The sequence below is a fragment of the Mesorhizobium sp. M0037 genome, assembly GCF_040323635.1.
GTDB lineage: Bacteria > Pseudomonadota > Alphaproteobacteria > Rhizobiales > Rhizobiaceae > Mesorhizobium.
In genome coordinates, this window is sequence record NZ_JAMYVB010000001.1 from 111,784 (window position 1) to 125,500 (window position 13,717).

The 13,717-nt window shown below is 62.7% G+C and carries 10 protein-coding genes and 1 pseudogene; 7 read left to right on the top strand and 4 right to left on the bottom strand.

The annotated features are described in order from the left end of the window. Nucleotides 1-94: 94 nt before the first annotated feature. The gene (locus NKJ78_RS00620) at nucleotides 95-1,282 is read left to right on the top strand and encodes an MFS transporter (RefSeq protein ID WP_352460579.1); all 1,188 of its coding nucleotides are present in this window, start codon (nucleotides 95-97) and stop codon (nucleotides 1,280-1,282) included. Between the two features lie 79 nt (nucleotides 1,283-1,361). After that, nucleotides 1,362-2,297 carry a bifunctional helix-turn-helix transcriptional regulator/GNAT family N-acetyltransferase gene (locus NKJ78_RS00625; protein ID WP_352562290.1) on the top strand — a complete coding sequence of 312 codons (936 nt, stop codon included), beginning with the start codon at nucleotides 1,362-1,364 and terminating at the stop codon, nucleotides 2,295-2,297. A 54-nt stretch (nucleotides 2,298-2,351) separates the two neighbouring features. On the opposite strand, the gene NKJ78_RS00630 is transcribed toward NKJ78_RS00625, so the two are convergent. After that, nucleotides 2,352-3,185, bottom strand: a complete 834-nt coding sequence (locus tag NKJ78_RS00630; protein WP_352460581.1) for an AraC family transcriptional regulator — start codon at nucleotides 3,183-3,185, stop codon at nucleotides 2,352-2,354. A gap of 127 nt (nucleotides 3,186-3,312) precedes the next feature. Here NKJ78_RS00630 and NKJ78_RS00635 point away from each other — a divergent pair. From NKJ78_RS00635 to NKJ78_RS00655, 5 genes and pseudogenes are all read left to right on the top strand, one after another. After that, nucleotides 3,313-3,521 (top strand): annotated as a pseudogene (locus NKJ78_RS00635) (iron chelate uptake ABC transporter family permease subunit); the annotation flags it as partial. Between the two features lie 126 nt (nucleotides 3,522-3,647). Continuing rightward, nucleotides 3,648-4,118, top strand: a complete 471-nt coding sequence (locus NKJ78_RS00640) for a MarR family winged helix-turn-helix transcriptional regulator (RefSeq protein ID WP_023705728.1) — start codon at nucleotides 3,648-3,650, stop codon at nucleotides 4,116-4,118. After that, entirely contained in the window at nucleotides 4,115-5,332 is a 1,218-nt protein-coding gene (locus NKJ78_RS00645) for an HlyD family secretion protein (RefSeq protein ID WP_023753763.1), read from the top strand. Before NKJ78_RS00640 ends, NKJ78_RS00645 begins: the two co-directional genes overlap by 4 nt. A 349-nt stretch (nucleotides 5,333-5,681) precedes the next feature. Further along, the gene (locus tag NKJ78_RS00650; RefSeq protein ID WP_023671527.1) at nucleotides 5,682-7,217 is read left to right on the top strand and encodes a DHA2 family efflux MFS transporter permease subunit; all 1,536 of its coding nucleotides are present in this window, start codon (nucleotides 5,682-5,684) and stop codon (nucleotides 7,215-7,217) included. Between the two features lie 334 nt (nucleotides 7,218-7,551). Then, nucleotides 7,552-10,170 carry an EAL domain-containing protein gene (locus tag NKJ78_RS00655; RefSeq protein WP_352562291.1) on the top strand — a complete coding sequence of 873 codons (2,619 nt, stop codon included), beginning with the start codon at nucleotides 7,552-7,554 and terminating at the stop codon, nucleotides 10,168-10,170. Nucleotides 10,171-10,199: 29 nt separating this feature from the next. Here the strand turns inward: NKJ78_RS00655 and NKJ78_RS00660 are convergent, their stop codons facing one another. From NKJ78_RS00660 to NKJ78_RS00670, 3 genes are all read right to left on the bottom strand, one after another. After that, a complete protein-coding gene (locus tag NKJ78_RS00660) occupies nucleotides 10,200-10,730 on the bottom strand; it encodes a CAP domain-containing protein (protein WP_023689553.1) in 531 nt (176 codons plus the stop codon). Between the two features lie 145 nt (nucleotides 10,731-10,875). Then, a complete protein-coding gene (locus NKJ78_RS00665) occupies nucleotides 10,876-11,508 on the bottom strand; it encodes a LysE family translocator (RefSeq protein WP_023730458.1) in 633 nt (210 codons plus the stop codon). A 155-nt stretch (nucleotides 11,509-11,663) separates the two neighbouring features. Then, nucleotides 11,664-13,637 (bottom strand): pilus assembly protein, encoded by a 1,974-nt coding sequence (locus NKJ78_RS00670; RefSeq protein ID WP_023689555.1) that lies wholly within the window; start codon nucleotides 13,635-13,637, stop codon nucleotides 11,664-11,666. Between the last annotated feature and the right edge of the window lie 80 nt (nucleotides 13,638-13,717).

Here is a 13,717-nt window from a genome sequence, read left to right on the forward strand (position 1 = left end):
CTGATTGACAAACGAATATGATCGAGTATCAGTTTCTAAATGCTGACAGACTGTCAGTTTTTTCGCCGTCAGGCAAGGACGTTGGGAGACGACCGTGACTTCTGCTGGTAACGCGGATGCCGGGAACGGCGACTGGCTGGTCGGCAACCCCACTGGGGCGCAACTCGCCTCGGCATTGTGGATCGGCTCGGTCGGCCTGCTGATTCTCGGGCTGCAGCCGGTGCTTCTCGGCGCGCTCTACACCGAAGGGCATGTCAGCGGTGACGAACTCGCGCTGGTCGCCACGGCGGAGATGATCGCCATCGGCATCGGATCGGCGGCCATCGCCATGATGCTGTCCGCCGACAATATGCGCTTGAAAAGTGCCGTCCTTCTGCTCTTGCTGGCGCTGGCGAACGGGGCGACCGCCTATGCGCTGACCTCGACCTCGCTGATTGCCGCCCGCGCGGTGGCGGGCCTCGCCGAGGGTGGGCTGGTGGCGGTCGCCACGGAACTGATCGCCCGTTCACGCCGGGCCGAGCGCATCGGCGGCTTCTTCGTCACCCTTCAGACCCTGGCGCAATGCGCCCTTGCCCTGCTGCTGGCGCTTTACGTCATCCCGGCCGCCGGATCGGCGGGCGGCTTCATCGTTCTTGCCGTCGTCTGCATCGCCTCGGTGGCCGTCGCCTTCGTCGTCCCGGATAGCTATGCCGACCTGCCCAAGGAGGAACAGTTCAGCAATGTGCTGACCGTTCCTTCGCTTGCCGCTTTGCTGTGCGTCTTCTGCTACTTCATGTTCTTCGGCTCAGTCTGGGCGTTTCTCGAGCCGCTTGGCGCACAATACGGCATCGATGGCCGCAGCGTCGGCCTGATCGTCTCGGCCAGCCTCGCATTGCAGGTGCTGGGCGCAATGACGGCTACCGTCTTCGAGGCGCGTATCGACTACCGCTTCGCCATCGTGGCGATCGGCGTGGTCGCCGTCGCCAGTTCCGTGGTGCTCGCCGGCAGCCCCGGCCTGACGGTTTTCTGGGTCGCGGCCTTGATCATGGGCTTCATTCTTCTGTTCATCGTGCCCTATCAGATCCGGCTGGCGATCACCGCCGACGAGACGCGCACGGCCGTGCTTCTGGTGCCGGCGGCCCAGCTTTTCGGTCTGGCGATCGGCCCGGTCGCGGCATCGCTGCTGATCGACGGCAAGGATTTTCGGCCGGTGCCAGAATTTGCCGCCGCCAGTGCTGCGGCCAGCGTCGTGCTGCTCGGCCTGTTCGTCCTGATCGCACGGCGCCGCCGCGCCATCGCCTGAGACACGACCGGGGGAGCATCTCCTCGATACTTGACTAAGTCAAATAAATGACCGATCGTTGATGGGCAGGAGGCTTCGCATGACGATCCATCATCAACCCGGCAAGGAACGCATCGACGCGGTGCGGGCTTTCAACCGCTTCTACACCCGCCAGATAGGTCTGCTCGACGAAGGCCTGCTGAAAAGCGCCTTCTCGCTGACCGAGGCGCGGGTGCTCTCCGAACTGGCGCATCGCGATGGCCTGACCGCCAGCGATCTCATCCGCGATCTCGGCCTCGACGCCGGTTATGTCAGCCGGCTCCTGAAGAAGTTCGAGCACCTGCAGCTGATTGCGCGCGCGCCGCTGGCGTCGGATGCGCGGCAGTCGTCGATCACGCTGACGCCGGTGGGGCGGCAGGCCTTCGCGCCGCTGAACCGGGCTTCGCACGACCAGGTCGCCGCCTTGCTGGCGCGGCTTCCCGCTGCCGAACAGGACCGGCTGGCCAAGGCCATGCAGACGGTGCAGCAGCTCCTCGGCGAGGACGCCGAGCCCAAAGTCCCCTACATGGTGCGGCACTTGCAGGTCGGCGATATCGGCTGGATCGTCCGGCGTCAGGGTATGCTCTACGCGCAGGAATATGGCTGGGACGAAACCTATGAGGCGCTGGTCGCCGAAATCCTCGGCGCCTTCGTAAAATCCTTCGATCCAGAATGGGAACGCAGCTGGATTGCCGAACGGCAAGGGGAGGTGGTCGGCTCGGTCTTCGTCGTGCGCAAATCCGACGAGGTGGCGAAGCTGCGCCTGCTCTATGTCGAACCATCGGCGCGCGGCCTCGGCATCGGCAAGCGGCTGGTTCAGGAGTGCATCGGCTTTGCTCGCGCCAAGGGCTACAAGACGCTGACCCTGTGGACCAACGACATCCTGACCGCCGCCCGCCACATCTACGAGAGTGCCGGCTTCAGGCTGGTAGACGAAGAGCGCCATCACGCCTTCGGCAAGGATCTGGTCGGCCAGAACTGGAACCTGGAGCTGTAGCGCCTTTTCACCTTCTCCCCTTATGGAAGAAGGCAAGATCGCGCGCAAACGCTCTCACACTCTAACCGGAATCCATATCTCCAGCCCGCCATTGCCACTGCGCGGATCGAACTCCGGGCCGTAGCGTTCGAATTCGGGGCCGTCGGCTATATCGTGCCCCGAGGCCGGCAGCCATTTGTTCCAGATCGTGTTGACGGTGCGGCGGATGGTGGAGATGTGCTCGGCATGGGTGAACACGGCGTATTTCTGCGCCGGCACCCGCACCCGCGAAAGCTCCTTCGGCAGGTCCGAGAAATCAAGCACTTCGACGCCGGCGATGTAATCGAAATTGCCGGCATCGTCGCCGTTGACGCAGACGCCGTAGGCGACGTCGCCGGTCTCACCCGGAATGTTGCCGATATAGGGCCCGAAGCGCTGCCACTGCATCGGAATGGCCGCGCTGGTTTCGCAGCTGTAGCGCCCGCCGAGGCCGGCAATGAGGAAGGGACGGCCGGTCTCGAAGCGCGGCGGCGGCAGTGAGGCGAGGAAGGACTGGTCCATCAGGATCGGCTCCACGAGATCGAGATTGCTGAGGCTGCCCTGCGCGCGCACCAGTTCCGGCGTCGTGCCGAACTGGTCGCGGAAGGCGCGGGTGAAGGCTTCGTGCGAGGCGTAGCCGGCCTCGAGCGCGACCGCGAGGATGTCGGGCGCGCCGGAGGCCAGCTTGCGCGCCGCTTCGGTCAGCCGGCGCGCGCGCATATAGCCCATCACCGAACGGCCGGTGGCGGCGCCAAAGGCGCGCGTCACATGAAAGCGCGAGACGCCGCTGCTTTGCGCGACATCTTCAAGCGAGATCGCTTCCGGCAGATGGCTCTCGACAAACCACAGCGCTTTCTCGGTCGGGTTCATAGGTCTCCTCGCATTTGGCGGCACATTTTGTCGGCTTTTTGCGAGGCCAGTTTGATCGAAATTGCGCCTGTCGTAAATCGAAGGGCGCTGGTCGACTGTGGCAGGTCACCATCGTGGAAAGCCGCTGCTGGGCGGCCTCGGCCTGGCTCGCCGGGACAATATCCGGGCGCGCTGGGTGCGGGCACCATCCTTGCCTATGCCCTGTGGAACCAGCGCCGGCTCGATGCCTTCCCCGCCGGCGAAAATGCCGCCGAAAGCCTAGGTGTGCCGGTGGCGAGGACGCGCAAGACGACCTTTCTCCTCGCGGCGTTCTCAACGGCAATTCACGTCTCGGTCGGGAGGTCATCCGCAACCGTCATTGCCTGTGCCGTGACCGCATCTGCATGGCTGCCATCCCTCTTTTTCGGCTCTGGCGCAATGCGGCGCCTTGAATGGTAAGCACGCTTATAATATATACCGCTCATGGTTTCCGACGGCATAGATAGATTGGGCTTTTTGATCCACGACGTGCAGCGCCTTATGCGCAAGCGCTTCGAGGCGCGCGCCAGCGGTCTTGGCCTTTCCTCGGCACAATGGCGGCTTCTGGTTCGCGTCGCCAAGGAGGCCGGCGTCGCCCAGGCTCGCCTCGCCGAACTTCTCGAAATCGAGCCGATCAGCGTTTCACGCCTCGTCGACCGGATGGAGGAGGGCGGCTGGATCGAACGGCGCTCCGATGCAACTGACCGGCGCGTGCGCATGATCTTCCCGACAGCCAAGGCGAACGCGGCCTATGCCGAGGTCAAAAGCCTTGCCGGCGAAGTTTATGAGGAATCGCTGGTCGGCGTTTCGCCGGACGACCGCCGCGTCCTGATCCGGGCGCTGGACACCATCGTGCAAAACCTGGCGGACGGCGAGACGTCGTCCTTGAAGAGTACGGAAGGGGCAGCAGCATGAACGCGGCAGCCAAACTAGACGAGAATGTTACCAAGATCGAGACGCCGGCACAGCCGGCTGCCGAAGCGCCTGCACAGCCGGCTGCCGAAGCGCCTGCACAGCCGGCCGCAGCACCTGTCGCGGTGGCTCCCCCGGTTCAACCCGCTCCGGCTCCGGTCAAGAAGCGCCGCATCGGCCGCTTGCTGCTGATGGTCGCCCTGCCGGCCGCGCTGGCCATTGGTGGCGGTTATGTCTGGGTGACCGGCGGCCGCTATCAGGAAACAGAGAACGCCAATTTGCAGCAGGCCAAGGTGTCGATCGCCTCGGACACGGCCGGCCGCATCGTTCAGGTCGGCATCTCGGACAATCAGCAGGTCAAGCAGGGCGATGTGCTGTTTGCCGTCGACCCCGAGCCCTACCGGATCGCGTTAGCCCAGGCCGACGCGGCGGTCGCAGTCGCACGCGTCGGAATCGAACAGCTGCGCGCCGCCTACAGCCAGGCACTGGCGCAGGAAAAGTCCGATGCCAGCCAGGTCGACTACGCGCAGTCGCAGTATGACCGCGCCGCCGACCTTGCCCAGAAGGGCATCAACGCCAAATCGTCGCTGGACGAGGCCAAGAACGATCTCGACAAGGCCAGGCAGCAACTGGCCGTTGCCGAGCAAGGCATCATCAGCGCCAAGGCGGCTCTCGCCGGCAATCCCGATATCGAGACCGACAAGCATCCGACGGTGATGGCCGCACTCGCCGCGCGCGACAAGGCCGCCTACGATCTGGCGCAGACCACGGTCAAGGCGCCGGCCGACGGCGTCATCAGCCAGGCCTCCTCGTTCAAGGTCGGCCAGTATGTCGGTTCCGGCACGCCGCTGTTTGCGTTGGTCGAGACCGGCGACACCTGGATCGATGCCAATTTCAAGGAAACCCAGCTTACCCACATGAAGCCTGGCCAGAAGGCCGAGATCGTCGTCGACACCTATCCGGGCAGAACTTTCGAGGCCACCGTCAAGGCGATCGGCGCCGGCACCGGCGCGGAGTTTTCGCTGCTGCCAGCTCAAAACGCCACCGGCAACTGGGTCAAGGTCACGCAGCGCATTCCGGTGCGCCTGGAGCTGACCGATGCCGACGCCAAAATGGCGCTGCGCACCGGCATGAGCGCCTCGGTTACGGTGGATACCGGCGTTGCTCGCGGGTTCCCCACTATCTTCGGCCACGCCACCGCAGGCGAAGCACAATAGACTGTGAATGGACCGTGATCTCGAAAAGCAGGATCACGGCCCGGCAGAACGCCCGCCGCAGGCGAGGTGAAGTTGAGATGACAGGATCGGTCCGACGGCAGGTTGAACGAGGGGTGGATTGGACCGGGCCGCATCGCGGCCTGCCCAGAACCTGGACCATCTCGGCGCCCATCCTTCGGACCTTGGATTTCCGGGCGGCAAGCGCCTGATGTGTCGAGACCTTCGATCGATGTAACCCCCACATCGATAGATCGCGTCCCACCGCGATGAGGGTCTCTTCACCAGAGAAGGCCTCGCCGCCCGGAAACCTAGTGTATACGTTTTTGTTACCTGTCGGAAGTTCCGCATCATGACCACACCAGAACCTTTCAAGGAAGTGCCGCATCGCGGCCTGATCACCGTGGCGCTGATGCTGGCGACGGTCATGCAGGCGCTCGACACCACGATCGCCAATGTCGCGCTGCCGACCATGACCGGCGACCTCGGCGCGTCGCCCGACAACATCAACTGGGTGTTGACCTCCTACATCGTTGCCGCCGCGATCATGACGCCGGTGACCGGCTGGCTGGCCGACCGCTTCGGCCGCAAGGAACTGTTCCTGGCGGCGGTTGTCGGCTTCACCGTGTTCTCGATGCTGTGCGGCATTGCCTGGAGCCTGGAGAGCATTGTGTTCTTCCGGCTGATGCAGGGCGTGTTCGGCGCAGCCATCGTGCCGCTGTCGCAGACTTTCCTGCTCGACATCAACCCCAGGGAACGCCACGGCCAGGCGATGGCCATCTGGGGCGCCGGCATCATGCTGGGGCCGATCCTGGGTCCGACGCTGGGCGGTTGGTTGACCGAGAATTTCAACTGGCGCTGGGTGTTCTTCATCAATTTGCCGGTCGGCATCATCGCCTTCCTCGGCATGGCAGCCTATTTGCCGGTCGTTGCCCGGCGGATCCGCAGCTTCGATTTCTTCGGTTTCGCCATGATTTCGCTCGGCGTCGGCGCACTGCAGCTGCTGCTCGACCGCGGCGGCGAGGTCGACTGGTTTTCCTCGGTCGAAATCTGGATCGAGCTTGCTCTTTCGATCACCGGCTTCTGGGTGTTCATCATCCACACACTGACGGCGGAACGGCCTTTCATCGACCCCAAGATCTTCCTCGACCGCAATTTCGTCACCGGTCTGGCCTTCATCTTCGTCATGGGCGTGCTGATCCTGGCCTCGATGTCGCTGCTGCCGCCGATGCTGTCGACCATCTTCGGCTATCCGACCGTCACCATCGGCGTCGTCCTGGGGCCGCGCGGTGTCGGCACGATGATTTCGATGCTTGTCGTTGGACGGCTCATGAGCAGGATCGACGCCCGCATCCTCGTCGTCATCGGCTTTCTGCTCACCGCGCAGTCGCTCTACACCATGTCCTCCTTCACGCCGCAGATGGACAATTGGCTGATCCTCAGCTCCGGCGTCATCCAGGGCCTGGGCATGGGCATGGTGTTCGTGCCGCTGTCCACGGTGGCCTTCGCTACGCTCGACGTGCGCTTCCGCACCGACGCCACGGCCCTGTTCAGCCTGGTTCGAAATCTCGGTTCGTCGATCGGTGTGTCGGTGGTGACGGTTCTCATGGTGCGCAACACGCAGGTCAATCACACCGAACTGTCGGCTTTCATCAACCCGTTCAACCCCAATTTGTGGGCGGCCTCGCCGGCGGCAGCAGGCGGCGATCCGACGGCACTTTCGCAGGTGGACCGCATGGTCAACATCCAGGCGATGATGATCTCCTACGTCAACGACTTCAAACTGCTGATGGTGATGACGCTGGTTGCCATTCCGTTTGTCTTCCTGCTGCGCAAGCCGAAGACCGCTCCGGCCGGCGCGGCAGCTCCTGCCGCGCATATGGATTGAGGCGGGCGCCGGTAGCGCTGGCAGCAAGCTGGTTGCCCCTGATGATTTGTTGCTCGGATGATCGTCAAAACCCGCGTGTGCAAAAGAATATCGATAATGAGCCGTTGGAAGTTGATTTGAAATGACATTTGCACCTTTGGTATCTGGTTGCTGACGCCTCCAATTCCGTTACAGTTCATCTTGAATTAGCACATCTGTAACATTGTCAGTCGACTTTCGTCTGGCACGACAGAGGCCCTTTCTTGTTTCAGGTGCCAAACCGGAGGAGGTCTGTTTGGTCACGAAGTCATCCAGAAGATCCGTCGGGGCGCGCGGGCCGGTGGGCGTAGCCGCATTGGCAAGACTGGCTGACGTTTCCTACGATACGCTCGAGGGAGAACTTCGCACGACCATTGCGGGTCTCGAAGGGCAGACCCTGCGCTTCGAGACTGCGATCGAGAATATTTCGCAAGGCATCTGCTTTTTCGATGCCGATGAACGGCTGATCCTGAGCAACCGGCGCTATGCGGAAATCTACCGCATTGCGCCCGAGGAATTGCGGCCTGGCGTGACACTGAGCGAAATAGTCGAACGCCGCGTCGCCGCCGGCACCGCGGCGACGGCTGCCGACACCTATCTCGCAACGGCTCGCTCGATCAATTCGGGCAAGGCTTCGCGGCTGTGGACCGCCAAACTTGTCGATGGTCGCACAATCCAGATCCGTAACCAGCCCATGCCCGATGGCAGTTGGATCGCCACGCATGAGGACATCACTGAACTCCTCGCCAATCGGCAGATCGTCGACGAGCGCATTTCGCTGCAGGCGCTGATCGACTGGGTGCCCGATTATCTCTGGGTCAAGGATACGCAAAGCCGTTTCGTCGTGGTCAACAGCGCCCTTGCGACCGATAGCGGCCGCAACAAGACCAGCGACATGATCGGTTTGACCGATTTTGATCTCCACCCCCCGGAAGTTGCGCGGAAATTTCGCCTGGTCGAGCAGCGCCTGCTCAAGAGCGGACAACCAATGATCGACGCGGAAGAGTTTGTCGTCGATGCGTCGGGGAACGGCAAATGGCTTTCGTCGACGAAGGTGCCGTTGCGCAATCGCCAAAATGAAATCTTCGGCCTGGTTGGCATCGCCCACGACATCACCGCCCGCAAGCAGGCGGATGTCCTTCGCAGCGGGCAGGCGCAGATCCTCGAAATGATTGCCACGAGCGCGCCGCTGGAGGACGTGCTCGACCGCCTCATGCGCTTCGTCGAGGCTCAGTTGAAGGGGATATTCGGTTCCGTCCTGCTGCTCGACAAGGACGGCATTCATTTGCGTCACGGTGCGGCGCCGGGCCTGGCGAAAGCCTATACGAGCGCCATCGATGGGGCGGCCATCGGTCCCAAGGTGGGATCCTGCGGAACCGCCATCTACCGGCGGGAACCGGTCATTGTTACCGATATTCTGCAGGATCCGCTTTGGGACGATTACCGCGAACTGGCGGCACCCCATGGCTATCGTTCGTGCTGGTCAACCCCGATCCTGTCGCATCGGGGCGTCGTGTTGGGCGCCTTTGCCATGTATTCGATGACCGTGCGCGAACCCACCCATGCCGAGACCCGCCTGATCGAATTCACCACACACATTGCCGGCATCGCGATCGAGCGCAAACTGGCGGAAGAACAGATCCACTTCATGGCCAACCATGATGCGCTGACCGGCCTGCCCAATCGCGCTTTGCTGGAGGATCGGCTTTCCCAGGCGGTCCTCTACGCGCAGCGATACAATCGCTGGATGACGGTGGTGTTCATCGATCTCGACAATTTCAAACTGGTGAACGATACGTTTGGCCACAATGCCGGCGACGAACTCCTCAAGACCGTCGCCAGCCGTTTGGTTGGATGCGTGAAGGCCACCGACACCGTCGTGCGGCTTGGCGGCGACGAATTTGTCATCGTCCTGTTCGACCAAACCACCAATGTCGATGTGGTCTCGGAAACCCTGCAGACGATCAGGGATGCGATCGCGGAACCGGTTCTTGTCGGAGAGCATCGGCTGAGAACGACGGCCAGCATCGGCATCGCAAATTACCCGAAGGACGGGACCAGCCCGGATACGCTGTTGGCCAATGCCGACGCCGCCATGTATCGCGCCAAGGAATTCGGCCGCGACAATTTCCAGTTCTATGCCCCGGAGTTCAACTCAACGGCACATGAAAAATTCCTGCTTCAGGAGGAATTGCGAAACGCGCTCGCCCGGTCGGAATTCGCTCTGCATTATCAGCCACAGGTGGATCTGCGATCGGGGCAGGTTTTCGCCGTCGAAGCGCTGGTGCGCTGGAACCACCCGACGCGAGGCCTGGTTTCGCCGGCGATGTTCATCCCGACCGCCGAGGAGACCGGGCTGATCGTGCCGCTCGGCGACTGGATCCTGCACGAAGCCTGCCGGCAGAACAAAGCCTGGCAGCGCGCCGGTCTGTCGCCCGTAACCGTCTGCGTCAACGTGTCGGCGCGGCAGTTCCGGGAGAAGAACCTGATCGACCGCGTCGTCAACGCATTGAAGGAAAGCGGCCTGGAGGCGAGGTATCTCGAGCTCGAAGTGACGGAAAGCCTGATCATGCAGGATTTCGAGCTGGCGGTCGCAACGATGAACGGACTGCAAAAGCTCGGCGTGCAGATATCGATCGACGATTTCGGAACAGGCTATTCCAGTCTCAGCGCCCTCAAGACGTTTCCGGTGGCGCGGCTGAAGATCGACAAGTCCTTCATCAACGATCTCGCGACCGACGAGAACGATCAGGCGGTCACTGGCGCCGTGATTTCCCTGGGGCAGAAGTTGAACCTTCGGGTGCTGGCCGAAGGTGTCGAAACGGAAGACCAGGTCGCCTTCCTGCGCAAGAACAATTGTGACGAGGTGCAGGGCAATTATTTCAGCGAACCCCTGTCGGCTGGGGATATCGGCGAGCTGATCGCGAAAGGCTGACGGCTGGCTCGCGCCGTAACCGCTGGCTGCTATTTTCCGAGCACCAGGCTCCAGTAGCGGATGGCGCTGTCGCGTCCGTCGCGTACATAGGCGAGGCCGAAGCGGCTGAAATCCGGATCGAGCATGTTGCGGCGGTGGCCAGCCGAATGCATCCATATGTCGAACAGTTTCTGCTGGTCGAAGCGGCCCTCGGCGATGTTCTCGGCGGCGGCGCCCCGCACGCCATTGTCCTTCATCCGCGACGCGAAATCCTTTCCCCAGCCCGTCGTGTGGCTCATGCGTTCGCGTGAGGCCATATAGCCGGCCTGCTGCCGAGCGGCCTGCTCGAGCTGGGCGTCCGGCACCAGCGCCGGCAGTCCGGCCGAAGCTCGGATGCCGGCCAGCGTCGCGGTGGCCGAGGACGACACACCGGCGCCTTCGCCGGTCGGCACCGAGACCGTGCTGCAAGCAGCGAGGCCGGCCATGGCTGCAAGGCCGATCAGCAGCAGGCGCCTGTTTGGTTTTGGACTTGCTGCGCCAGAGCGGGTTTGCGCGAGCGGGTGATTGGTGCTGCAGATCATTGTCATGCGAGCTGACTTAGCGGCGATCATGGCTTTTGCCGGGCAGGGCCGCGAAAATCTCAATCGCTGGCCTCCGTGCGGGTTCGGCCGATCGATTCGAATGGGAAGGTCGGCGGCCGATGTAGTCTCGGCGCGTTGCCTCCGATCAGCGTTGCGCGTCGGTCGCCATTTTAAGCGCCAGCCCGGCAAGCACCGTGCCCATCATCCAGCGCTGGATGACCATCCATAGCGGCCGTCCGGCAAGGAAGGTCGCGATCGAACCGGCCGTTACCGCGATGATGGCATTGACGGTCAGGCTGATCGAGATCTGCGTGGCGCCGAGCACCAGAAGCTGCGACAGCACATGGCCCTTGCCCAGCGAGATGAACTGCGGCAGCAGCGACAGATAAAGCACCGCCACCTTGGGGTTGAGGAGATTGGTCATCAGGCCCATCGCGAACAGCTTGCGCGGCCTGTCCTTCGGCAGTTCGCGCACCTGGAATGGTGAGCGCCCGCCGGGTCGCACCGCTTGCCAGGCGAGCCATAGCAGATAGAGCGCGCCGGCAATGCGCAGTGCGTCATAGGCAAACGGCACGGCAAGCAGCAGCGCGGTGATGCCCAGCGCAGCCGATACGACATAGAACAGAAAGCCGGCCGCCACGCCGCCGAGCGAGATCAGCCCGGCCTTGGGGCCTTGCGACAGCGAGCGCGAGATCAGGTAGATCATGTTCGGCCCGGGCGTCAGCACCATGCCCAGGCAGACCAGCGCGAAGGCGAGATGGTTGGCGGTTTCGGGCACGGGCAATCTCCGGGAGGCGGTGACGATACCGAGCACGCGTTTTGACTCACCGCAAGAGCATGATGGCCGGAGACTTTGCGCCAGCGTCGAAAAATGTCGAAAGCGGCGAAGCCGTCAATTTCCCCCGCAAGGGGGAAGATCAGCAGCTTCAACCCTCAGCTCACCACGCGCAGGTTCGAGAGCTCGTTTGCGATTTCCTTGAAATTGTCAGACAGCGTGGCGCCGGTCGCGTTCCAGAACAGTTTTGCAGGCTTGCTCGGGTCGGTCGGATCCTTGCGGAAGCGCGAGTCCGACGAGCACGTCTTCAGTGCCTCCATCGCGCTCTTGTCGCCGGCGTCGGTCGTCGACATGTCGAGCGCCACCGTCATCACCATGATGTTGGCCGCCTTGGCGTTGTTGCACAGCGTCGCCATCTGCTCGTTGAGCGCGGCGGTGTAGTTGCTCGACGAATAGTTGAGCTGGCCGATGGCGCTCGACGTGCCGCCGAACAGGCGGGTGACCGCAGTGCCGTTGTAGCCGACGCCGGTATAGCCATAGCCGGCATAGGTCGACTTGTTGCCGGCGGGGTCGGAACTCACCGTCGAATAGGTGTTCTCGCCGTCGGTGAGCACGATGACCACCTTGTCATTGCCTCGTTCCGTCTCAGGACGTCCTCCTGTGAAAGGCTCCGTGCTGGAGACGGTGCGCCAGCCCCAGGCCATGCCTTCCGGCACATTGGTGTTGCCGTTGGGCGCCATCAGGTCGATTGCTGCCTTGATCTTGGTCAGCCCGGCGGCGTTGGCGACGTCGGTCAGCGGTGTGATCGGCGTGGTGGTGCAGCTGTAATTCGGACCTGCACCCGTCCCCAGCACCGGAGCATTGATCGGCCGTGGCTGGAAATACTTGGCCATGTTGGACTGCCTGGTCTTGCCGGTGGTGCTCGCCGGATCGTCGTTCCACCAGCTGTTGGCTGCGCCATAGGTCTTGGGGGCCACCTCGTCGGGGTCCTGCGTTATGTACCAATGATTGCCGGGCTCATCCGGCGCAAACATCGGCACGAACATGGTCGCGGGATCGCCGACGCCGGTGCCGGTGTTGTTCGGTCCGCCGGAGGCCGGCGCGTCGTTGACATTATAGGGATAGGGCCGCACTTCGACGCAGCCCTGCCAGCTGGCGAACGGTCCGTATGTGTCGTTGTAGTCGTATTCGTTGTGGCTGTCCGAGCATGTATGATTGGCGCGATATTTGTCGCAGACCACGCGTTTGCTGCCGACGATGCGCTCGTGGCTGGTGACCACCTTCATGTCGCGGTAGAGCGAGAAGCGGGTCAGCATCTGCCCCTCCTGCTCACCCCAGCCAGTGCCTTTCTTGTACCAGATGCCGCCGATCTTCTGGGCATATTTGTCGGCTGCGTTAAGCGTGGACCAGGCGAAATTCTCATTGTGGATGGGCGACAGCCCGTAGGCGTCGATCCACGACGCGTTGTCGTTGCTGGCGCCGACATTGACCGAGGCGGCGAACGGCACAAGGCTGAACTGGACCGGCTTGTCGATCTGCTTGATCATCGCGGCCTGCAAGGCAAGCGTGTCGACGAGCTGCTTGGCGGCTTGCTTGAGAAGGTCGATGCGCTTTTGTCCGGCACCCGTGCCCGTGTTCGACATCGACCCCGAATTGTCGAGCACCATGGCCACTTCCAGCGTGTTCTTCAGCCGGACTTGCGAACACACGGAGTAGGTGACGTTTTCCGACGTCCTGCCGATCAGCATCGCCGCTGCCGGCAGGAAATAGGGCTTGTAGACCAGGCTGGCGCACAGCTTGACGATGCCGCCGCCGGTCGTGCTGCTGGGCAGCGTAACGCTGAGCGTCGTGTCGGCGGGATCGACGTCGTTGAGGTTTGCCTTGAAGAAGTCGAGCGCATAGGCCCGCAACTGGTCGTCGGTGGCGCCTTCCACCAGCCGGCGCGCGGTGGCGAAGTTGGCGGCGTCGAGCGCGTTGACCACCCTCTGCTTCTCGCTGACCACGCCGGTGTAGTCGACGGCCATGGCCACGCCGCCCATCAGTGGCACCATCGCCACAACGGTCATCAGAGCGTAATTGCCGCGGCGGTCACGCCAGAAGTCACGCCGGAATGTGCGCCAGAGTTCACGCATGTGATGTAAGCGGCCCCGCCTGCGGATTCTTCAATGCCGCCACAGTTTCACAAAACGTTGAAGGACGGGTTTGGGAAACT